Raw genomic sequence first — 21,591 nt, 5'->3', positions numbered from 1 at the left:
GGGTTCCCCCTACATCCGGAAGACGCCGTAGCCACGCGCGCCCTCGACCGGCGCGTTGTGGATCGCGGACAGGCAGAGGCCGAGCACCGTACGGGTGTCGCGCGGGTCGATCACGCCGTCGTCGTAGAGCCGCCCGGACAGGAAGACCGGCAGCGACTCCGCCTCGATCTGCTGCTCGACCATCGCCCGGATCGCCGCGTCCGCGTCCTCGTCGTACGGCTGCCCCTTCGCCGCGGCCGACTGGCGGGCGACGATGGAGAGCACCCCGGCGAGCTGCTGGGGGCCCATCACCGCGGACTTGGCGCTCGGCCAGGAGAACAGGAAGCGCGGCTCGTAGGCCCGGCCGCACATCCCGTAGTGGCCGGCCCCGTAGGAGGCGCCCAGCAGGACGGACAGGTGCGGGACGGTGGAGTTGGAGACGGCGTTGATCATCATCGCGCCGTGCTTGATGATGCCGCCCTGCTCGTAGTCCCGGCCGACCATGTAGCCGGTGGTGTTGTGCAGGAACAGCAGCGGGATGTTCCGCTGGTTGGCCAGCTGGATGAACTGCGCCGCCTTCTGGGACTCCTGGCTGAACAGCACGCCCTGGGCGTTGGCCAGGATGCCGACCGGGTAGCCGTGCAGCCGGGCCCAGCCGGTGGCCAGGCTGGCGCCGTAGAGCGGCTTGAACTCGTCGAAGTCGGAGCCGTCGACGATCCGGGCGATCACCTCGCGCGGGTCGAAGGGCACCTTGAGGTCGCCGGGGACGATGCCGAGCAGCTCCTCCTCGTCGTACTTCGGCGGCTCGGCGAAGCGGTCCGGGTCCGGGCCGGGCTTGCGGTGGTCCAGCCGGGCGACGATCCGGCGGGCGATCCGCAGCGCGTCCGGCTCGTCCACCGCGAAGTGGTCGGCCAGACCGGAGCTGCGGGCGTGCATCTCGGCGCCGCCCAGCGACTCGTCGTCGGCCTCCTCGCCGGTGGCCATCTTCACCAGCGGCGGGCCGCCGAGGAACACCTTGGCCCGCTCCTTGACCAGCACGGTGTGGTCGGACATCCCCGGCACGTAGGCGCCGCCCGCCGTGGAGTTGCCGAACACCACGGCGACGGTCGGGATCCCGGCGGCGGACAGCCGGGTGAGGTCCCGGAACAGGGCGCCGCCGGGGATGAAGATCTCCTTCTGGCTGGGCAGGTCGGCCCCGCCGGACTCCACCAGGTTCACCACCGGCAGCCGGTTGTGCAGCGCGATCTCGTTGGCCCGCAGCGCCTTGCGCAGCGTCCACGGGTTGCTGGCACCGCCGCGCACCGTCGGGTCGTTGGCGGTGATCACGCACTCCACGCCCTCGACCACCCCGATGCCGGTGACCAGCGCGGCACCCACCGGGTGGTCGCTGCCCCAGGCGGCCAGCGGGGACAGCTCCAGGAACGGCGAGTCCGGGTCGACCAGCAGCTCGATCCGCTCCCGGGCCAGCAGCTTGCCGCGCTTGCGGTGCCGCTCCACGTACTTGGGGCCGCCGCCGGCCAGCGCCTTGGCGTGCTCGGCGTCCAGCTCCACCAGCTTGGTGATCATCGCGGCGCGGTGCTCCGCGTACTCGGCGCCGGCCGGGTCGACCCGGGTGGGCAGGGCGGTCATAGCAGTACCTCCGGGATGTCGAGGTGGCGCGAGCGCAGCCACTCGCCCAGCGCCTTGGCCTGCGGGTCGAAGCGGTGCTGGGCGGCGACGCCCTCGCCGAGCAGGCCGGTGAGGGTGAAGTTGACCGCCCTGAGGTTGGGCAGCAGATGCCGGGTGACGGGCAACTCGGCGGTTTCGGGAAGCAGTTCGCGCAGCCGGTCGACGGTGAGGGTGTGCGCGAGCCAGCGCCAGGCGTCCTCGCTGCGGGCCCAGACGCCCAGGTTGGCGTCACCGCCCTTGTCGCCGCTGCGGGCGCCGAGCAGCAGGCCGAGCGGGGCCCGGCGGGTCGGGCCGGGCGGCAGGGGCGCGGGCGACTCGGGCTCGACGGCCCCGGGTTCGGAGGTCACCGGGGCCGGCGGGACGGGAACCCGGCGGCCGTCCGGCAGGACGGCGGTGTGCTCGACCAGCCCGGCGTCGACGTGGGCGGCGGTGAACACCCCGTACGGGGCGCCCGGACCGGGCGGGGCGGTGAGGTGGAAGCCCGGGTACCCGGCGAGGCCCAACTCCACGGCCGCCTTGCCGAGTTCACGGCCGACCTTGGCCGGATCCCGGTCCCGGGCGGTCAGCCGGAGCAGGGCCGAGGCGGCCTCCTCGGTGGCGGCGTCCGGGTGGTCGGTGCGGGCCAGCGTCCAGCGCAGCTCGGCGGGCCGGGACTCGGGCGGCAGGGCGGCGGCGAACTGGCGCCGCACCAGGGCGGCCTTGGCCTCGACGTCCAGGCCGGTGAGCACGAAGACCACCTCGTTGCGGTGGCCGCCGAGGCGGTTCAGCCCGACCTTGAGGGTCGGCGGCGGGCCCTCGCCGCGCACCCCGTCGATCCGCACCCGGTCCGGGCCCTCCTCGGTGAGCCGGACGGTGTCCAGCCGGGCCGTGACGTCGGGGCCGAGGTAGTGCGGTCCGCCGGTCTCGTAGAGGAGTTGGGCGGTGACGGTGCCGACGGTGACGGCGCCGCCGGTGCCCGGGTGCTTGGTGATCACGCTGGAGCCGTCGGCGTGCAGCTCGGCCAGCGGGAAGCCCGGACGGTCCACGTCGTGCTCGCCGAAGAAGGCGTAGTTGCCGCCGGTGGCCTGCGCCCCGCACTCCAGCACGTGCCCGGCCACCACCGCCCCGGCGAGCGGGTCGAGATCGGCGGCGGTCCAGCCGAAGTGGGCGATCGCGGGCCCGGCCACCAGTGCGGCGTCCGTGACCCGGCCGGTGACCACCACGTCGGCACCCCCGGCCAGACAGGCGGCGATGCCGAAGCCGCCGAGATAGGCGTTGGCGGCCAACAGGCCCTCGGGCAGCCCGAGTTCGTCCCGGCGCGGCAGCAGGTCGTCGCCCTCGACCCGGGCCACGGCGGTCGGCACGCCCAGCCGCTGGGCCAACTCCCCCAGCCGCTCGGCGAGTCGGGCCGGATGGAGACCGCCCGCGTTCACCACGATCTTCACGCCGCGGTCGCGGGCCAGCCCGAGGCACTCCTCCATCTGCCGCAGGAAGGTCCGGGCATAGCCCAGCGACGGGTCCTTCAGCCGGTCCCGGGCCAGGATCAGCATGGTCAGCTCGGCCAGGTAGTCCCCGGTGAGCACGTCCAGCGGCCCGCCCGTGAGCATCTCCCGCACCGCCGCGAAGCGGTCCCCGTAGAACCCCGAGGCATTGCCGATCCGCAGTACCGAGCTCGTGCGCGTCAAAGCGCCTCCCCTGCCGCTGGGTTGACGGCACTTCGCACGAGCGCCGCCGGGCAGCAGCGTGGCACCGGCCGAAGAAAAAAGCAATCATGCCTGCTTGTTTTTCGGTCAGCGGTGTCAGCGGTGTCAGAGGTCCCCGGTTCGGCTCCGCGCAATATTCGGTGCGTTCACGGCCGGGTCGCGGCTAGCCTCGGCGGCATGACCTGGCTTCCTGCTGACTTCGTCCATCCCGTCCACGTGCCGCTGCTCGACGGGGCGTACCACCTGCGGCCGATCCGGGAGGCCGACGCGCCGATGGACTATCCGGCCGTGATGGGCTCGCGGGAGCGGCTGTTCGGGATCTTCGGGCCGGCCTGGGGGTGGCCGGCGGAGACGATCACGGCCGAGGCCAACCGGATCGACCTGGCCCGGCACGAGCGGGAGATCGCCGCGCACCAGTCGTTCAACTACGCGCTGCTGGACGCGGCGGAGACGGCGGTGCACGGGTGCGTGTACATCGACCCGCCGGAGCGGGTGGGGGCGGACGGCGAGGTCTCCTGGTGGGTGGTCGACGGGCTGGTCGGCAGCGAGGTGGAGCAGGCCTTCGACGCCCTGGTGCCGAAGTGGATCGAGAGCGACTGGCCCTTCGAGCGACCGCGCTTCCTCGGGCGCGGGATCAGCTGGCAGGACTGGCTGGCGCTGCCGGCGGCCCCGGATGCCTGAGCGACCCGAGCCGTCCGAGCCGTCCGAGCCGCCGGAGCGCGCGCTGAGTTTCGGCACGGTGGCCCAGGCCTACGAGCGGTACCGGCCCGGCTATCCGACCGCGCTCTTCGACCTGGTCGCCGAGTACGCGGGCCGCCCGCCGCGGACCGCGCTGGAGATCGGCGCCGGGACGGGCAAGGCGACCCGGATGTTCGCCGGGCAGGGCGTCGCCGTCACCGCGACCGAGCCCGACGGCGCGATGCTCGCCGAGCTGCGTCGGCACGCCCCGGCGGGGGCCCGCGCGGTTCGGGCGGCGTTCGAGGAGCTACCGGCGGACGGACCGTACGACCTGGTGTACGCGGCGGCCTCGCTGCACTGGACCAGCCCGCGCGGGCGGTGGCCCCGGATCGCCGAACTGCTGGCGCCCGGCGGGGTGTTCGCCTCCTTCGGCGGGCCGGTGGAGCTGGCCGATCCGGCGGTGGCGGAGGCCGTCCGGGCGGCCCGGGCGCCGTTCCTGGCGAGCGACGACGTCCCCTCCCCGGACGGCACGCCTCCGGAGCGGGCGATGCGGTGGCCGGGCACCGAACTGCTGCGCTCCGCGCTCTTCACCGATGTCCGACAGGCCGTGATCGCCCGGCGGTTGACGATCGGCGCGGCCGAGTACGTCGGCCATCTCTCCACCGTATCCGCCTACTTGATGCTGTCGGCCGAGACCCGGGAGGAGGTGTTCCGGCGGATTCTGGCCGTGCTGCCCGCGCGGGTGGAACTGGACGCCGACATCACCGCGCACCTCGCCCGGCGCCGTTGATTCGTCACTTCCGCCAGTACGACGGCCCGTCGGGCTGCGCGAGACTTCCGGAACGACCGCGGAACGGAAGGACGGCGCGATGGGCGTGCAGCAGTACGACGGGATCGGCGAGGCGTTCGAGGGTTTCAAGGCCCTGCCGCTGACGCGGTTCGGGGAGGTGCCGAGCTTCCTGGCCATGGTCGGGGACGTGCGCGGCAAGGCCGTCCTCGACCTGGCGTGCGGGACGGGCTTCTACAGCCGCGAGGTCCGGCGGCGCGGCGCGACGGAGGTGCTCGGGGTCGACATCTCCACCGAGATGATCGCCGCCGCGAAGTCGTTCGAGCGGCGGGAGCCGCTGGGGGTCCGCTACGAGGTCGGCGACGTGGCCGACCTACGGGAGCTGGAGCGGAGGTTCGACGTGGCGCTGGCGGTGCAGTGCCTCAACTACGCGGAGGACCGCGCCTCGCTGGACCGGATGTGTCGCAACGTCCACCGCGGTCTGGTGCCGGGCGGGGAGTTCTTCGTCTTCGCCCAGAAGCCGGACTACGCCTTCGACTGCGCGTCCCTGGAGCGGTACGGGTTCCGCTGCGAGCCCACCGGTGACCACGTCGAGACCGGCCCGCGGGTGCGGGTCACCGCGCTGCTCGACCCGCAGCCGATCAGCATCCTCGGCACCGTCCCGCGCCGCGAGGTCTACGAGGAGGCGCTGGGCGCGGCCGGGTTCTCCGGGCTGGAGTGGGTGCCGCTCGGGATCTCCGAGGAGGGCCTGCGCGAGTACGGCGAGGACTTCTGGGCGGACCTGCTCGCCCACCCGCCGCTGGAGATGCTGCGCTGCCGCGCCTGAGCGGCCGCCGCGTCCGAGCGGCAGCACCCCGGAGCCCGACGGCCCGGCCCCCGGACACCGGTCCGCACGGGGTCGGGCCGTCCGGCCGTCCGGCGGGTTTCCCAGCGGGTTCTCCGGCCGGTTTCCCCGGCCCGGGAAGGCGATCAGTTTTCGAGAAGCGCCCGCCCGGGCCCCGCGCCTAGCGTGGCAGTCATGAACGACATCAGCATTCACTGGACCTTCCTCCCGCACACCGACCCCGAGGCCAGCCTCGCCTTCTACCGCGACCTGCTGGGCTTCGAGGTCCGCCAGGACGTCGGCGGCGGCCCGATGCGCTGGATCACCGTCGGTCCGGTCGGCCAGCCGAGCGTCTCCCTGGTACTGGAGCCGCCGTTCGCGGACCCGGGCATCACCGAGGACGAGCGGCGTACCATCACCGAGATGATGGCCAAGGGGACGTACGCCCGCGTGGTGCTCGCCACCGCCGACCTGGACGGGGTCTTCGACCGGCTGAAGTCCGGCGGCGCCGAGCTCGTCCAGGAGCCGACCCAGCAGCCGTACGGCGTCCGCGACTGCGCCTTCCGCGACCCGGCGGGCACCATGGTCCGCTTCAACGAGGTGCGCTGACCCCGCCCGGGCCCGGCCCCGGCCGAGCCCTCCCGGGCCCGCCCCGACCCCGACCGGCCGGGGCGGGCCCGCCCACCCGTCCGTAGCAGCAGCACGACCGCCAGGAGCGAAGAGAACGATGGCCGAGCCGCACGTCGCCGACAGCCACGACCTGATCCGCGTGCACGGTGCCCGCGAGAACAACCTCAAGGACGTCAGTGTCGACATCCCCAAGCGCCGGCTGACGGTGTTCACCGGGGTGTCCGGCTCCGGCAAGAGCTCACTGGTCTTCGACACCATCGCCGCCGAGTCGCAGCGGCTGATCAACGAGACCTACAGCGCCTTCGTCCAGGGCTTCATGCCCTCGCTGGCCCGCCCCGAGGTGGACGTGCTGGAGGGGCTGACCACCGCGATCATCGTCGACCAGCAGCGGATGGGCTCCGACCCGCGCTCCACCGTCGGCACCGCGACCGACGCCAACGCGATGCTGCGGATCCTGTTCAGCCGGCTCGGCACCCCGCACATCGGCTCCCCCAAGGCGTTCTCCTTCAACGTTCCGTCGATCAGCGGCGCCGGCGCGGTGACCGTGGAGCGCGGCGGCCGCACGGTCAAGGAGCGGCGCAGCTTCAGCATCACCGGCGGCATGTGCCCGCGCTGCGAGGGCCGGGGCCGGGTCTCCGACATCGACCTGACCCAGCTGTACGACGACGGCAAGTCGATCTCCGAGGGCGCGATCACCATCCCCGGCTGGAAGGTCGACAGCTGGTGGACGGTCGGCGTCTACGCCAACTCGGGCTTCCTCGACCCGGACAAGCCGATCCGCAGGTTCACCAAGAAGGAACTGCAGGACTTCCTGTACCGGGAACCGACCAAGGTCAAGGTCAACGGGGTCAACCTCACCTACGAGGGCCTGATCCCCAAGATCCAGAAGTCCATGCTGTCCAAGGACAAGGACGCGCTGCAGCCGCACATCCGGGCCTTCGTGGAGCGCGCCGTCACCTTCACCGCCTGCCCGGACTGCGAGGGCACCCGGCTGAGCGAGGCCGCCCGCTCCTCCAGGATCGCCGGGATCAGCATCGCCGACGCCTGCGCGATGCAGATCAGCGACCTCGCCGACTGGGTCCGCGCGCTGGCGGAGCCCTCGGTGGCACCGCTGCTCTCCGCGCTGCAGCAGGCGCTGGACTCCTTCGTGGAGATCGGCCTCGGCTACCTCTCCCTGGACCGCCCCTCCGGCACCCTCTCCGGCGGCGAGGCCCAGCGGGTCAAGATGATCCGCCACCTGGGCTCCTCGCTCACCGACACCACGTACGTCTTCGACGAGCCCACCACCGGGCTGCACCCGCACGACATCAGCCGGATGAACGACCTGCTGCTGCGGCTGCGGGACAAGGGCAACACGGTGCTGGTGGTGGAGCACAAGCCGCAGACCATCGCGATCGCCGACCACGTGGTGGACCTCGGCCCCGGGGCCGGGGCGGCGGGCGGCTCGGTGTGCTTCGAGGGCGGGGTGGCCGGGCTGCGGAAGAGCGGCACCGTGACCGGCCGGCACCTGGCCGACCGGGCGGCGCTGAGGACAGCCGTCCGCAAGCCCACCGGCACGCTGGCGATCCGCGGCGCCAACACCCACAACCTGCGGGACGTGGACGTGGACGTGCCGCTCGGGGTGCTCACCGTGGTCACCGGGGTGGCGGGCTCCGGGAAGAGCTCGCTGATCCACGGCTCGATCCCTTCCGAGGAGGGCGTGGTCTCGGTCGACCAGGGCGCGATCAAGGGCTCCCGGCGCAGCAACCCGGCCACCTACACCGGGCTGCTGGAGCCGATCCGCAAGGCCTTCGCCAAGGCGAACGACGTCAAGCCGGCCCTGTTCAGCGCCAACTCGGAGGGCGCCTGCCCGACCTGCAACGGCGCGGGCGTGGTCTACACCGACCTGGCGATGATGGCCGGGGTGGCCACCACCTGCGAGGACTGCGAGGGCCGCCGCTACGACGCCTCGGTGCTGGAGTACCGGCTGGGCGGCCGGGACATCAGCGAGGTGCTGGCGATGTCGGTGACCGAGGCGGAGGCGTTCTTCGGCGCCGGAGAGGCGAAGCTGCCGACCGCGCACCGGATCCTGGCGCGGCTGGCCGACGTCGGCCTCGGCTACCTGAGCCTCGGCCAGCCGCTGACCACGCTGTCCGGCGGTGAGCGGCAGCGGCTGAAGCTGGCCACCCACATGGCGGACAAGGGCGGGGTCTACGTCCTGGACGAGCCGACCACCGGGCTGCACCTGGCGGACGTCGAGCAGCTGCTCGGCCTGCTGGACCGGCTGGTGGACTCCGGGAAGTCGGTGATCGTGATCGAGCACCACCTGGCGGTCATGGCGCACGCGGACTGGATCATCGACCTCGGCCCGGGCGCCGGGCACGACGGCGGGCGGGTGGTCTTCGAGGGCACCCCGGCCGAGCTGGTCGCGGCCCGCTCGACGCTGACCGGGGAGCACCTGGCGGAGTACACGGCCGGCTGACCCCGATCACCCCAGCGGCAGGACCATCTCCAGGATCCGGGCCCGCTCGTCCAGCACGTACGGCGTCTCGGCGCCGTTGTAGGTGAAGCCGCGCCGCCGGTAGAAGGCGGCGGCGCGGTGGTTGGCCTCGTGCACGCCGAGCAGCATCCACCCGGCGCCGCCGTCCCGGGCCCAGGCGATCACCGCGTCCAGCAGGGCGTCGGCGACGCCGTGCCCGCGGCCGCGGTGCGCCGGGTCGACCCAGACGCCGATCAGGTCGACGGTGGCCTCCTTGCGGCTGGGGACGGCGAGCATGGTGGCGACCCACTCGTCGGTCACCGGGTCCACCGCGACCAGGCCGATCCGGCCGGGCTCGTTCAGCCACTCGGTGCGGGCCCGCCAGTTGCCCTCGCCCTGCAGCCGGGCGTAGTCGAGGGTCTCGCCGAACGCCATGGGGGTGTCGAGGAGTTGGGCCAGCCGGATGGTGCGCAACCGCTGCCAGTCGTCCCGCCCGATCCGCTCGATCCGGTACTCCACGCCGTCCCCCGTCGGGTGCGAATGCCTCCGCCGCCGGTGACCACCGACGGCGGAGGCAGGATAACCGGAACGGATGCTACGGCTTGATCCGGACCACCTGCGGGTCGTGGTCGCTGGCCTGCTTCGCGAACTCGGCGTTGATGTGCACCACGTCGTACTTGGCGTAGCCGACCTCGGGGCTGACCAGGATGTGGTCCAGCACCTGGGAGTTGCCCTGGTAGACGTAGGAGTACTGCTCGGTCTCCGGCAGCTCGTTGACCAGGTCGCGCAGCACGCCGTCCTTGGTGAGGGCGGCCAGCGCGGGCGAGAACTGGTAGTCGTTGAAGTCGCCGAGCGAGACCACCTTGGCCTCCTTGTCGGCGGCCAGCAGCTTGGCGACGAAGGCCTGCTCGACGGTGGCCTGCTTGAGCCGCTGCACCTCGGAGCTACGGGTCGGGGCCTGGAAGCGGCTGTCGATGCCCTGGTCGCCGCCCTTGCTGTTGAAGTGGTTGGCGATCACGAAGACCTTCCGGCCGCGGAAGGAGAACTGGCCGACCAGCGGCTTGCGGCTGTTGGTCCACGCCTCGTCGGTCGGCTCGATCCGGCCGGGCGAGGCGGTGAGCGCGGTGGATGCGCCGGTGCCGGTGACGCCGACGGCGCTGGTGGCGGCGCCGCCGGGGATGTCGGTGAAGGAGACCCGCTGGGGGTTGAACAGGAAGACCTGGCGGATGTTGCCGCCGGGCTCGCCGCCGTCCTTGCCGTCCTGGGGGTCGACCGAGCGCCAGTCGTAGGCGGGGCCGCCGGCCGCCTTGATCGCGGCGAGGAACTTGGCCACGGTCTGGCTCGCGTCGACCGTGCCGTCGTTCTTGGCGCCGTTGTTGTCCTGGATCTCCTCCAGGGCGACGATGTCGGGCGAGCGCAGATTGGTGACGACGCCCTGGGCCAGCTCGGCGAACTTGGCGTCCGGGTTGGTGGCGGCCAGGTTCTCCACGTTGTAGGTGGCGATGGTGAGTTCGCGCTCGCCGGCCTGCGCGGTGACCTCGCGCTGGAGGTGGTTGTCCTTGAGGGTGCCCAGGGTGCCGGCGACCAGGGTGTAGCCGCCGAACTGGTTGTAGTCCAGCGGGCCGGTGGTGGTACCGGTCAGCTCGTCGCCGACGTTGGCCACCGGGAACGGCTGCTGGGAGACCGGCGCCTGCTGCTGCACCATCAGGCGGCCGACGTTGGGCTCGCGGTAGGACTCGTACAGCACGCCGCCGCGCTTGCTGCGCTGGTCCTGCCGGTCGGCGGCGACCCACAGCTCGTTGTACTTGTCGGTCGCCTGGATCACCCGGACGTCCTTGACCTGGACGAGCATGCCCTCCAGCGACTCGTAGAAGTCCAGGGCGTACTTCTCCGGGTTCAGCTGCCCGGCGTCGATGCTGCCGTCGGGCCCGGCCGGCGGGGCGTAGGTTCCGGGGATGTTGCGGGTGTCGACGACCACGGGGGCGGGCAGCGGGTTGCCGGCCGAGAGCACCGTGACGGCGGGGCCGGTGAGTTCGGTGATGGACTGCGAGCCGCCGGAGTAGTTCGGGTAGTACTCGCTGACCTTGCCGCTCACCAGCACCGAGTCGCCGACCTGCACGGTCGGGTTTCCGCCGGTGTAGACGAAGATGCCCTCGCTGGTGGCGGGGTTCGCGTCCGGGTTCGGGTCCTGCAGCCAGAAGCCCTTGACGCTGCCGTAGGCGCGCACGCCGGTGACGATGCCGGGCACGCCGGTGACGGGCTTTCCGGCCTGCGGGGATATCCGGGTGGTGCCCTGGATGTCGTGGATCCGCAGCGGGCCGGCCTCGGTCGGCGCGGGCGGGGCGGCGGCCGGGCCGGCGGCGTCGGCGGCCGGCAGCGGGACGAGCACCAGCGAGACGGCCAGGGCGGCCGGGGCGATCGCGGCGCGCAGCAGGGCGGTTCTGCGGGGGCGGGGTGCGGGGGCGGTGGTCACCGGGGCATGGCTCCTGGCTCGGGCAGCGGACGCTACTCGCGTAGAAGAAGGGTGCGGAGAAGGCGGGGGACGGCCTCCGTCCCCCGCGGCGCCCTCAAGATACGCGCGTAGAAAATGCCCCGACAAGACCTCGTCAATGAACTGTCGGTTCCGGCCGGATGACGCGCAAAGGCGTCAATTCAGTTTTCTCCCAGGCTCCTTGCAGCTCCCACCCAGCTTGACCCCGCCTTTGCCCGGCTTTACCCGTTCCGTTCCGTACGCGTAGGCATGCGCGTCCGCGTACGCGGACGGCCTCAGCCGATCCGCTCCACGATCAGCTCGCACAACTCGTGGGTGCGCAGCGCGTCGTGGGCGTCCAGGGTCTTCCCGGCCCGCACGGCGTCCAGGAAGCCCAGCACGCACTGCTCGATGCCGCGCTGGCGGGCCACCGACACCCAGTCACCGCGCCGGCGCACGGTGGGCTGGCCGCGGTGGTCGATCACCTCGGCCAGGTTGCGCACCTCGCGCTTGGAGTCGCCGCCGGAGACCTCCAGCACCTCCTCGGTCGAGCCGGAGAGCCGGTTCATGATGCCCAGCGCGGTGAACCCCTCCCCGCCGAGCGTCAGCACCACGTGCTCGACCAGGCCCTCCCGGTCCTTGCGGGCCCGGACGTCCACGTGGTCGATCTCGCCGGGCACCAGGAACCGCAGGGTGTCCACCACGTGCACGAAGTCGTCGAAGACCAGGGTGCGGGCCGCCTCGGGGAGGCCCTCGCGGTTCTTCTGCAGCACGATCAGGTCGCGCGGACGCTCCAACGCCTGGGCGTAGCCGGGCGCGTGGCGGCGGTTGAAGCCGACCATCAGCGAGCGGCCGGTCCGGTCGGCGAGGTCGACCAGCTTCCGGGCGCCGTCCACGGTGTAGTCCAGCGGCTTGTCCACGTACACGTCGACCCCGGCGCGGAGCAGCCGCTCGGTGATCGGCACGTGCTGGTCGGTGGCGGCGTGCACGAAGGCGGCCCGGATGCCGCTGTCGATCAGCTCGTCCAGGTCGGTGAACCGGCTCCCGGCGTCGACCCGGTAGGTCTCCCCCAGCCGGTCCAGCTTGGCCCGGTCCCGGGTCATCAGCCGCAGGTCAAGGCCCGGCAGGGCGGACACCACCGGCAGGTACGCCTTCTGTGCGATGTCGCCGAGGCCGATCACACCGACCGGCAGCGGACCGGCGGGAACAGCGGTCGAGGGCATGGAGGTCTCCTGAGGGGTGCGGCCGTCGTTTCCCGCCACCCTACGCGGTCCCCCCGCACCGCCTCGGGCCCGATCACGGGCCCCCACGTGCGCGGATGGTAGGGGAAACCCGACCATCGGGTCTCGACCTGGCCGTCATGACGTCACCTCCGCGCGCGGCTGGAATGAACGGGTGCTCACTCCTCCGAACGACCGGGCCCACCCGGCTCCCGGAGCGGTCGGGCGCAGGTGGTACTGGTGCGCCGGATGGCTCGCCTGCGCCGCCTGGGCCGCCGTCTTCCCCCTCGACTCCTCCCTCGGACCGCACCGGACCTGGGGCACCGTCGCCGCACTCGGCTACCTCGGCGCGGCGCTCACCGTCCTGCTCCCGTCGCGGCGGGACGCCCGGGCCCGCTCGGTCGCCGTCGCGCTCGCCGGCGCGGTGGTGCTGCCGCTGCTCCTGCTGGTGCACAGCGGGGCGGCGCAGAGCGAGGTCGGGGTGATCGAGCGCTCCGGCTCGCTGCTGCTGCACCAGGTCTCCCCGTACCTCGACGACCCCCGCACGGTGGACGAGGTGACGCCCTATCTGCCGGGGATGGCCCTGCTCGGGCTGCCCCGGGCGCTGCTCGGCACCCAGGGGCCGCTGGCGCAACCGGCGGGCGACGCCCGGCTCTGGTGCGCGGCCGTGTTCCTCGCCGCCCTGTGGACCGCCCACCGGCTGCTGCGCGCCGCCGCACCCGGCGCCGCACCGCGGTGGCGCACGGTGACGCCGGGGACGGTACTGGCCGCCCTGCTCGCCTCGCCGGTGGTGGCGCTGCCGCTCGCGGTCAGCGGCGTCGACCTCCCGCTGACCGGCCTGCTCTGCCTGGCCCTCGCGCTCGCCGCGGTACGGCGCCCGGCGGCGGCCGGGCTGGTGCTGGCCGCCGCCTGCGCCATGAAGTGGACCTGCTGGCCCGCGGTCGCCGTCGCCGCCGCGCTGCTCGCCGCCACCGCCGGGCGACGGGCCGCGGCCCGCTGCCTCACTGTGGCGTTCCTCGGCACCGCCGCACTGGTGCTGCCCGCCGCGCTGCTCGCCCCCGGGCCGATGGTCGACCAGGTGCTGGCCTTCCCGCTCGGCCACGGCGAGCTGCGCACCGAGGCCGCCAGCCCGCTGCCGGGCCGGCTGCTCGCCGACCTCGGGCCGGCCGGCTGGTCCGCGGCGGTCGCGCTGCTGCTGCTCGGCGGCCTGGCCGTCGCCGGCTCGCTGCTGCGCCGGCCGCCCCGCGACCTGGTCGCCGCCGCCGACCGGCTGGCCCTCGGGCTGGCCACCGCCTTCCTGCTGGCCCCGGCCGGGCGGTTCGGCTACCTCGCCCTGCCCGCGGTGCTGGCGGTCTGGGCCCGCCTCGTGCCGGAGCCCGTCCGCGGGCTGCCGCTGCCCGCGCAGGCGGCCGCACCCGCCACGCGTGTCACCGTCCGACCCGCCCCACTCCACCCGACCCCACTCCACCCCGGAACCGAGGCATCGACTCCCATGGGCACCACCCTGATCGTCACCAACGACTTCCCGCCCCGGCAGGGCGGCATCGAGACCTTCGTGCACGCCATGGCGGTGCGCGTCCCGGACGACGACGTGGTGGTCTACACCTCCGCCGAGCCCGCGGACACCGGTTGGGCCGCCACCCTGCCCTTCCCGGTGGTCCGGGACCGCAGCCGCACCCTGCTGCCCACCCCCCGGGTCACCCGTCGGACGCTGGAGATCGCCCGCGCCCACGGCTGCGACCGGGTCTGGTTCGGCGCCGCCGCCCCGCTGGCCGCGATGGCGCCCGCGCTGCGCCGGGGCGGCATCGAGCGGATGGTCGCCACCACCCACGGCCACGAGATCTGGTGGGCCCGCGCCCCGATCGCCCGACGACTGCTGCGCCGGATCGGCGACCACGTCGACGTGGTCACCTACCTCGGCGAGTACACCCGGCGCCGGATCGCCCCGGCGCTGGGCCCCCGGGCCCGGCTGGCACGGCTCGTCCCGGGCGTGGACGCCGAGGCGTTCCGGCCCTCGTCGGCGCACCGCCGGGTGATCCGCGAGCGGTACAGGCTGGGCGACGCCAAGGTGGTGCTCTGCGTGTCCCGGCTGGTCCCGCGCAAGGGCCAGGACACCCTGATCCGGGCACTGCCGCTGATCCGCCGAGAGGTCCCGGACGCCGTCCTGCTGATCGTCGGGCACGGCCCCGACGAGCCCCGGCTGCGCCGACTGGCCGGCCAACTCGCCCCGGGCGGCGTGGTGTTCGCGGGCGGCCAGGACCACGCCTCGACGCCCTGGTTCTACGCGGCGGCGGACGTCTTCGCCATGCCGTGCCGGACCAGGAGGGCCGGCCTGGAGGCGGAGGGCCTGGGCATCGTCTTCCTGGAGGCCGCGGCCGGCGAACTGCCCGTGGTGGCGGGCGACTCCGGCGGCGCCCCGGACACCGTGCTGGACGGCCGGACCGGCAGCGTGGTGGACGGCCGGTCCGTACCGGCCGTCGCCGCGGCCGTGTCGGCGGCCCTGCTGGACGCCGACCGGGCCCGGGAGTTCGGGCGGCGCGGCCGGGAGTGGGTGTCCGAGCAGTGGTCCTGGGACGCCTCGGCGCAGCGGCTCAACCGGCTGCTCTGCCCCGGGGCGGACCTGCGGGCCGTCACCGTCCCGTCGGTGGACTGACCTCGCCGCTCCCCCGGCCGCGCAGGTGGGCCAGCACCGCCAGCACCCGCCGGTTGCCCTCGACCGGGTCGAGGTCCAGCTTCATGAAGATGTTGCTGGAGTGCTTGACCACCGAGGCCTCGGTGACGGTCAGCCGCTGGGCGATCGACTGGTTGTTGAGCCCCTCGGCCATCAGCCCCAGCACCTCCCGTTCGCGCGGCGTCAGGCGCTTCAACGGCTCGTCGGCGGTGCGCTGCCGGAGCAGCACCCGCACCACCTCCGGGTCCAGCACGGTCTGCCCGGACGCCACCCGCTCCAGCGCGTCCAGGAAGTCGGCGACCTCGCCGACCCGGTCCTTGAGCAGGTACCCGAGGCCGCCGTCGGTGGACGCCTCGTCGCTGAACAGCTGGGTCGCGTACGCCGTCGCCACGTACTGGGAGAGCACCAGGACCGGCAACCCCCGGTGCCTGGACCGCAGTTCGACGGCGGCCCGGAGCCCCTCGTCGCGGAAGTCCGGCGGCATCCGGACGTCGGTGATGACGATGTCGGGCCGCTCGGCGTCGACGGCGCGGGCCAGTTCCCCGGCCTCGCCGACCGCGGCGACCACCTGGTGGCCGACCCGCCCGAGCAGCTCCACCAGGCCGGCCCGGAGCAGGACGGCGTCCTCGGCGAGCACTATCCGGAGCACGGGACCTCCACGCGCAGTCGGGTCGGTCCTCCGACCGGGCTGGTCACGATCAGTCGTCCTTTCAGGATGGCCACCCGGTCGGCCAGCCCCTGGAGGCCGGCGCCGGCGGCGGGATCGGCCCCGCCGCGGCCGTTGTCGGTGACGAGCAGCACGAGTGTGCCGCGGTCGAGGTGGGCCACCACCTCGATCCGGTCCGCGCCGCTGTGCTTGGCGGCGTTGGTGAGCGCCTCGGTGACGGTGAAGTAGGCGGCCGTCTCCACCGGGCCGGGCAGCCGGTGCGGCAGGTCGATGTCGACGGTCACCGGGACGGGATGGCGCAGCGCCACCTCGGCGACCGCTGCGGGCAGCCCGTGGTCGGTCAGCACCTGGGGATGGATCCCGCGCACCAGGGTGCGCAGCTGCGCCAGGGCCTGCTTGGCCTCGCCGCGGGCCCGGGTGACCAGCTCGGCCGCCGCCGGGTGCTGCCCGCGCAGCTCCAGTTCGGCGAGCCCCAGGGTCATGCTCAGGGCGACCAGCTGCTGCTGGGCGCCGTCGTGCAGATCGCGTTCGATCCGGCGCCGTTCGGCCTCGAAGGCGTCCACCAACCGGGCCCGGGAGCGGGTGAGTTCGACCACCCGGCCGCCGAGGTCCTCGTCCCGGATCGCCAGCAGCCACCGCGCCGTCCACACCTCGGCTCCGGCCAGCAGGCACCCGGCGTAGGCGGAGAGCACCAGCCCGACCGCCCCCGCCGCGCTGCCCGGCAGGGCCGCCAGCGGCTCCGAGATCGGGTGGCCGGGGATCAGCATCACGGTGTCCGGGCTGATCGCCCACACGATCAGCGGCGTCACCAGCAGCATCAGCGACAGCCCGAGCAGCGCGACGAAGCCGAGACCGCTCGCCGTGAACAGCACGCTGTGCAGCAGCAGATGGGCCAGCTCGCGCCAGGTCGCCCGCTCCCTCAGCCGGGTCCGCAGCCAGGCCGCGGCGCCCGCGCCGGGCAGCGAGCCGTGCGGGTCGGGCAGCGGGACGGGCTCGACCAGCAGCAGCCGGCGCCGCTCCAGCGCGCCCAGCGGCACCCCGAGCACGGCCACCCCGGCCAGCACCAGCAGCCCGACGCCGACCACGGACAGCACGACCCCGAGGACCACCAGCACGGCCAGCACCAGCAGCGAGACGGCGCCCTGGAGGGTGCCGGTCAGCAGGAACGCCCAGGCCCGCAGCGGCCACCGCGACCACAGGAAGGCCACCGGCCGCCGTCGCACGGCCGCCCACACGGCAACCGCCATGGCGTCGCCCCCTCCCCCGCACGCGTACGAACTCCCGGCCGACCCTATCCCCCGCTCAGGCCCCGGCGGCGGCGGCCTCGGCGAGGGCGTCCAGGACGGGGCGGATCAGCGGGTGGCCGTCGGCGCCGGCCCGGACGGCGGCGAAGACCCGGCGGGTGGCGAGGTCGCTGTCCACCGGGCGGACCGCGACCCGGGCCAGGTCCACCCCGCGCAGCGCGGAGCGCGGGACCAAGGCGACCCCGGCGCCGGCCGAGGCCAGCGCGACGACGGCGCGGAAGTCGTCCGAGGAGTGCAGCAGCCGCGGCTGGAAGCCGGCGTGCTCGCAGGCCAGCAGGACCACGTCGTGGCACGGGTTGCCCGGGTACGGGCCGATCCACGGCTGGTCCGCCAGCGCGGCCACCGCGAGCGGTCCGGCCTCGGCGGCCAGCGGGTGGGTCAGCGGCAGCACCGCCTCGAACGGCTCGGCGTACAGCGGGACCCGGGTGAGCCGGGCGTCGTCGCCGCGCGGGGCGCCCCGGTACTCGACGGCCACCGCGAGGTCGGCCCGGCCGTCCAGCAGCATCGGCAGGCTGGCGTCGCCCTCGGCGTCCAGCACCTTGAGCCGTACCCCGGTCGCCCGCTCGGCGAGCAGCCCGATCGCCGGGGCGAGCACGTGCGAGATGCCGGTGGCGAAGGAGGCGACGGTGACCTCGCCCGCGACGCCCGCGCTGTAGGCGGCGAGGTCGGCCTCGGCGCGCTCCAGCTGGGCGAGCACCGCGTCGGCGTGGCCGAGCAGGATCTCCCCGGCGGCGGTCAGCCGCACTCCCCGCCCCTCCCGGGCCAGCAGGTGGTGGCCGGTCTCCTGCTCCAGGGCGGCGAGCTGCTGGGAGACCGCGGAGGGGGTCAGGTAGAGCGCGGCCGCCGCGGCGGTCACGGTGCGGTGGTCCGCCACGGCCCGGAGGGTCCGCAGCCGTCGTGCGTCGATCACAGCCCAATTCTGCCAGCGTGGCGGAGCGGGCCGTCCGGGGCCGGTTCCGGGGCTGGTTCCGGGGGCGGTTCCGGGCCGGTTCCCGGGTCGGCTCCGGGCCCGGCTCCGGGGGCGGTTCCGGGGGCGGTTCCGGGGCCGGAGGGGCGCAGTACCACCCGTGGCGTATTTCGGGACGAGATCGCTTCGGCCCGTTGACCGTCCCGCTCGGTCGGCGCTTGGCTCGTGGCCGAGCCGGGCCGGCGGGGATCCCCGGGCCCGGCACCGTCATCAGGGGAGGCTGTCCATGATCACCGCTCGTTCCCGCCGCCGACTGGCCCGTACCGGCTGCGTCCTGGTGGCCGCCCTCGCGGTCGGTGCCGTGCTGCCGGCCTCGGCCGAGGCCCGGCCGCCCAAGGGCGACACCGCCCGGGTCAGCGAGGGGCCGAAGGGCGAGCAGCTCGACGGCCCCTCGTACGCGCTCGGGCTGAGCGCCGACGGCCGCTCCGCGCTGTTCTCCTCGACCGCGACGAACCTGCTGCCCGACGGCGCCGCGAACGGCGGTGACGTCTACGTCCGGGACCTGCGCAACGGGCACGTCGAGCGGGCCAGTGTGGCCGACGACGGCTCCCGGCTGAACGCCGCCACCTCGGACGCCTCGATCAGCGGCGACGGCCGCTACGTCGCGTTCAGCACCGCCGCCACCGATGTGCTGCCCGGCCAGGCCCGGCACCGGAGTGACGTCTACGTCCGGGACCGCTGGACCGGCCGCACCGAGCTGATCTCCGCCGGCCGCCTCGCCACCACCGACGACGAGACCATCCGCGGCGCCGACTCCCCCACCCTCAGCCGGGACGGCCGCTACGTCGCCTTCGCCTCCGACCGCACCGACCTGGCCGCCGGGGTGCACCGCGGCAAGCAGAACGTGTTCGTCACCGACCGCTGGACCGGCACCACCCGGCTGGTCACCGTCGGCGCGGACGGCCAGGGCGCCGACAACAACTCCTTCCGCCCGACCATCAGCGCGGACGGCGGCACGGTCGGCTTCATCTCCCGGGCGGGCAACCTCCTCCCGGCCGCGCCCGCCCCCGCTGCGGCTCCGGAGGCCGCCGCCGCGCTGGCCGGCCCGCGGTTCTACCCGTACTACGTCTGGAAGGCCGCCACCGGGAAGACCACCGGCGCCAGCCTGGACGCCACCGGCGCACTGACCGGCAGCGGCAACGACGCCCGGATCAGCCCCGACGGCCGCTTCGCCCTCTACGCCCTGCCGGTCTACGGCGTCGGGCGGCCCGGCACCCACGGCATCCGGATGGACCTCTACGTCCGCGAGCTGGCGACCGGCCGGACCACCCTGGTCAACACCCCGCTGCCCGGCACCACGACCACCGAGGGCGCCTACGACCCGGCCATGACCGACGACGGCCGCTGGGTCTACTTCGACTCCGGCGCCGCCGACCTGGTGCCCGGCGACACCAACGGGCAGAGCGACGTCTTCCGCCGCGAGCTGCGGACCGGCCGGATCGAGCGGGTCACCGCCGCCCTGGACGGCTCGCAGAGCACCGGCGGCTCCGACAGCCCGTACGTCGACGCCACCGGCGACACCGTCGTCTTCACCGCCGAGGACGCCAACCTGGTGCCGGGCGACACCAACACCCAGCTGGACGTGTTCCTGCGCCGGCTCTGATCCGACCGCCGCTTACGACAGCTGACGTATATTCCGACCGGCTCCACCTCAGCTGTTGACCCGGCCGACTTGGTCCCACCCGGGCGGCTTGGCCCCACCCGGCTCTCCTGCCACCGGGTGGGGCCGGGTCCGTCAGCGGACCGGCAGGGACAGTTCCGCCGGGCCGAAGGTCACCGTGGCGCCCTTCGGGGTCTCGCCGCCGTACAGCCCGTCGTGGGTGCCGAGCACCAGCGCCAGCCGGTGCCCGGCCGGGAGGTCGTAGGCGGTCGGGAACAGCGTGACGTCCAGCGGGAAGGGCTGCCCGGCCGACCGGCCGCTCCAGCTCTGCGGGGCGTGCGCGATCAGCCGGCCCACGCCGAGGGCGTCCACGTCGTAGAGGTAGGCGATCGCCGTGCCCTGCGACGCGGAGGCGGTGACGGTGGTGTGCACCCGGGCGGCCCCGCGCACCGCGAGGCCCTGCCGGTACGGCTCCGACTGCCGGACGGCGGCGGCGGAGCGGTCGAGCAGCGGCACCAGGACGGTCGGCGGCTGGTGCAGCCACTGGTCGACCAGGCCGGAGAGCAGCACGGTGCCGCCGCTGGCGCCGGAGGGCTCGTCGCCGCGGACGGTCGCGGTGTCGCCGAACGTCACCCGCTCGGTGCGGGAGCCGACCGAGCGCCAGTCCGGGTACGCCTCGTGGCCGCTGCCCGGGCGGACCTCCAGGTCGACGCCCTGCGGCAGGTCGTTCGCGCCGGGCGCACCCTTGAGGTAGCGGTCGAGCCAGCCGCGGGCGTTGTCCCAGGTCGCGTTGGAGAAGCCGAGCAGGCCGGTGAACTCCTGGCTGGCGTGGTCGCCCGGGCGCAGTTCGAGGCGCTTGGGGACGGTCAGCCGCTGGTAGAAGTCGGTCATCTGGCCGGGGTTGAAGAAGCTGTCGCTCCAGCCGTTGGCGAGGTAGACCGCGGCGCCGTTGGCGTTGATCCGGTCCAGGTAGGTGGCCGGCGAGCGGACGTCCGCCCACTTCACCACCTCGGGCAGGTCATGGTCGCCGAACAGGTCGTCCAGGGCGGTCGCGAACTCCGGGCTCTTGCGGCCGGTCAGGCCCTCGATGGTGGCCAGCCGGGTGGCGGCGGAGGTGTGCCGGGTCTGCCCGCTGTACAGCGCGTCGGTCAGGTCGGCCCAGCCGCTGAGCGAGGCGACGGCCTTGATCCGCGGGTCGAAGGCGGCGCCGAGCAGGGTGAGGCCGCCGCCGAGCGACAGCCCGATCATGCCGACCCGGTCCGGGTCCGCCGCGGTGTGGGCGAGCGCCCAGTCGATCACCGTCGAGATGTCGGCGACGTCCTTGGGCCCGGCGACGTCCACCTCCCCGCCCGAGCCCCAGAACCCGCGGACGGTGTACGTCACCACGACGTACCCGGCGGCGGCGAACTTGTGGCCCTGGGCGACGTACTCCAGGTCGTTCTGCCCCCAGCTGGCGGGCTGCACCACCACCGGGTAGCGGCCCCGGGCGTCCGCGCCCGGGGTCCCGGCGGGCGGGGTGAACACGTCGGCCTTGAGGACCACGCCGTCCGCGGCGGTGATGTCGGCCAGCCGGAAGCCGCCGAGCACCGAAGCGGCGGCGGGCGACTCGGCGGAGGAGGCGGACGAAGCGGCGAACTCAGGTGCCGCGAAGGCGGGCTGGGCCATCGCGCCGGTCCCGAGCCCGACGCCGAGCCCGAGCGCCAGGGCGAGCACCGCGCTCGCCGTCCGGTGGCCGCCAGTCCGACGGGGTCGTGCCATCACGCTCTGCTCCCTCAGTTCACCCGATGTGATCATGAGCGAGCCTATGAGCTGACAACCCATCAGAGGAGACGATGATCAGCCAAATTACTGGCCGGTAACGTGAGGTCGCCGCAGCTCGTGGGCCGGAAACCGCGAACGGGGGTGGGACGCCGGTGCGAGCCGGCGGTCGCAGGCCTGGACTCGGGGGTGAGTGGGTGTTGGGGGGGTTAGCTTTTATTGGGGTGGG

Annotated in this window: 16 protein-coding genes and 1 pseudogene; 8 read left to right on the top strand and 9 right to left on the bottom strand. The window is 74.0% G+C overall.

The annotated features are described in order from the left end of the window. Nucleotides 1–9 precede the first annotated feature (9 nt). Nucleotides 10–1,608 (bottom strand): acyl-CoA carboxylase subunit beta, encoded by a 1,599-nt coding sequence (locus tag ABTZ03_RS13310; RefSeq protein WP_350513032.1) that lies wholly within the window; start codon nt 1,606–1,608, stop codon nt 10–12. Beyond that, nucleotides 1,605–3,311 carry an acyclic terpene utilization AtuA family protein gene (locus ABTZ03_RS13305; RefSeq protein ID WP_350513031.1) on the bottom strand — a complete coding sequence of 569 codons (1,707 nt, stop codon included), beginning with the start codon at nt 3,309–3,311 and terminating at the stop codon, nt 1,605–1,607. The genes ABTZ03_RS13310 and ABTZ03_RS13305 overlap by 4 nt, the downstream gene beginning before the upstream one ends. A gap of 195 nt (nt 3,312–3,506) precedes the next feature. On the opposite strand from ABTZ03_RS13305, the gene ABTZ03_RS13300 reads away from it, so the two are divergent. The 5 genes from ABTZ03_RS13300 to ABTZ03_RS13280 all read left to right on the top strand — a co-directional run bounded on the left by ABTZ03_RS13300 (nt 3,507) and on the right by ABTZ03_RS13280 (nt 8,708). Continuing rightward, nucleotides 3,507–4,010 (top strand): N-acetyltransferase, encoded by a 504-nt coding sequence (locus ABTZ03_RS13300; protein WP_350513030.1) that lies wholly within the window; start codon nt 3,507–3,509, stop codon nt 4,008–4,010. Then, a complete protein-coding gene (locus ABTZ03_RS13295) occupies nt 4,003–4,797 on the top strand; it encodes a class I SAM-dependent methyltransferase (protein ID WP_350513029.1) in 795 nt (264 codons plus the stop codon). The genes ABTZ03_RS13300 and ABTZ03_RS13295 overlap by 8 nt, the downstream gene beginning before the upstream one ends. A gap of 79 nt (nt 4,798–4,876) precedes the next feature. Beyond that, nucleotides 4,877–5,620 (top strand): class I SAM-dependent methyltransferase, encoded by a 744-nt coding sequence (locus ABTZ03_RS13290; RefSeq protein WP_350513028.1) that lies wholly within the window; start codon nt 4,877–4,879, stop codon nt 5,618–5,620. Between the two features lie 192 nt (nt 5,621–5,812). Continuing rightward, nucleotides 5,813–6,226, top strand: a complete 414-nt coding sequence (locus ABTZ03_RS13285) for a VOC family protein (protein ID WP_350513027.1) — start codon at nt 5,813–5,815, stop codon at nt 6,224–6,226. A gap of 118 nt (nt 6,227–6,344) precedes the next feature. Next, nucleotides 6,345–8,708: an ATP-binding cassette domain-containing protein gene (locus tag ABTZ03_RS13280; protein WP_350513026.1), complete on the top strand. Its 2,364-nt coding sequence runs from the start codon at nt 6,345–6,347 to the stop codon at nt 8,706–8,708. A 6-nt stretch (nt 8,709–8,714) separates the two neighbouring features. Here the strand turns inward: ABTZ03_RS13280 and ABTZ03_RS13275 are convergent, their stop codons facing one another. From ABTZ03_RS13275 to ABTZ03_RS13265, 3 genes are all read right to left on the bottom strand, one after another. Beyond that, nucleotides 8,715–9,224: a GNAT family N-acetyltransferase gene (locus tag ABTZ03_RS13275; protein ID WP_350513025.1), complete on the bottom strand. Its 510-nt coding sequence runs from the start codon at nt 9,222–9,224 to the stop codon at nt 8,715–8,717. 76 nt (nt 9,225–9,300) lie between these two features. Further along, on the bottom strand, nt 9,301–11,178 hold the full coding sequence (locus ABTZ03_RS13270) for a DUF8508 domain-containing protein (protein WP_350513024.1): 1,878 nt from the start codon (nt 11,176–11,178) through the stop codon (nt 9,301–9,303). A 293-nt stretch (nt 11,179–11,471) separates the two neighbouring features. Next, entirely contained in the window at nt 11,472–12,368 is an 897-nt protein-coding gene (locus ABTZ03_RS13265) for a Gfo/Idh/MocA family protein (RefSeq protein WP_350513190.1), read from the bottom strand. Nucleotides 12,369–12,972: 604 nt separating this feature from the next. On the opposite strand from ABTZ03_RS13265, the pseudogene ABTZ03_RS13260 reads away from it, so the two are divergent. Together ABTZ03_RS13260 and ABTZ03_RS13255 are read left to right on the top strand one after the other, a co-directional pair. After that, nucleotides 12,973–13,692, top strand: a pseudogene (locus ABTZ03_RS13260) (glycosyltransferase 87 family protein); the annotation flags it as partial. Between the two features lie 195 nt (nt 13,693–13,887). After that, complete coding sequence (locus ABTZ03_RS13255; protein WP_350513189.1) at nt 13,888–15,048, top strand: glycosyltransferase family 4 protein; 1,161 nt, start codon at nt 13,888–13,890, stop codon at nt 15,046–15,048. Here the strand turns inward: ABTZ03_RS13255 and ABTZ03_RS13250 are convergent. From ABTZ03_RS13250 to ABTZ03_RS13240, 3 genes are read right to left on the bottom strand one after another with little or no spacing between them, the layout of a single operon-like run. Then, complete coding sequence (locus ABTZ03_RS13250; RefSeq protein ID WP_350513023.1) at nt 15,026–15,715, bottom strand: LuxR C-terminal-related transcriptional regulator; 690 nt, start codon at nt 15,713–15,715, stop codon at nt 15,026–15,028. The genes ABTZ03_RS13255 and ABTZ03_RS13250 overlap by 23 nt on opposite strands. After that, complete coding sequence (locus tag ABTZ03_RS13245) at nt 15,703–16,980, bottom strand: sensor histidine kinase (RefSeq protein ID WP_350513022.1); 1,278 nt, start codon at nt 16,978–16,980, stop codon at nt 15,703–15,705. Before ABTZ03_RS13245 ends, ABTZ03_RS13250 begins: the two co-directional genes overlap by 13 nt. Before the next feature lie 55 nt (nt 16,981–17,035). Then, a complete protein-coding gene (locus ABTZ03_RS13240; RefSeq protein WP_350513021.1) occupies nt 17,036–17,947 on the bottom strand; it encodes a LysR family transcriptional regulator in 912 nt (303 codons plus the stop codon). Between the two features lie 283 nt (nt 17,948–18,230). Between ABTZ03_RS13240 and ABTZ03_RS13235 the strand changes: the two genes are divergently transcribed. Further along, nucleotides 18,231–19,607, top strand: a complete 1,377-nt coding sequence (locus tag ABTZ03_RS13235; RefSeq protein ID WP_350513020.1) for a TolB family protein — start codon at nt 18,231–18,233, stop codon at nt 19,605–19,607. A gap of 132 nt (nt 19,608–19,739) precedes the next feature. Here ABTZ03_RS13235 and ABTZ03_RS13230 read toward each other — a convergent pair whose 3' ends face one another. Then, nucleotides 19,740–21,362, bottom strand: coding sequence for a CocE/NonD family hydrolase (locus ABTZ03_RS13230; protein WP_350513019.1), 1,623 nt, complete (start codon nt 21,360–21,362; stop codon nt 19,740–19,742). Between the last annotated feature and the right edge of the window lie 229 nt (nt 21,363–21,591).

The sequence above is a fragment of the Kitasatospora sp. NPDC096077 genome (assembly GCF_040303245.1).
In the GTDB taxonomy this organism is placed as follows: Bacteria; Actinomycetota; Actinomycetes; order Streptomycetales; family Streptomycetaceae; genus Kitasatospora.
This window is presented reverse-complemented; position numbering and strand designations above follow the sequence as displayed.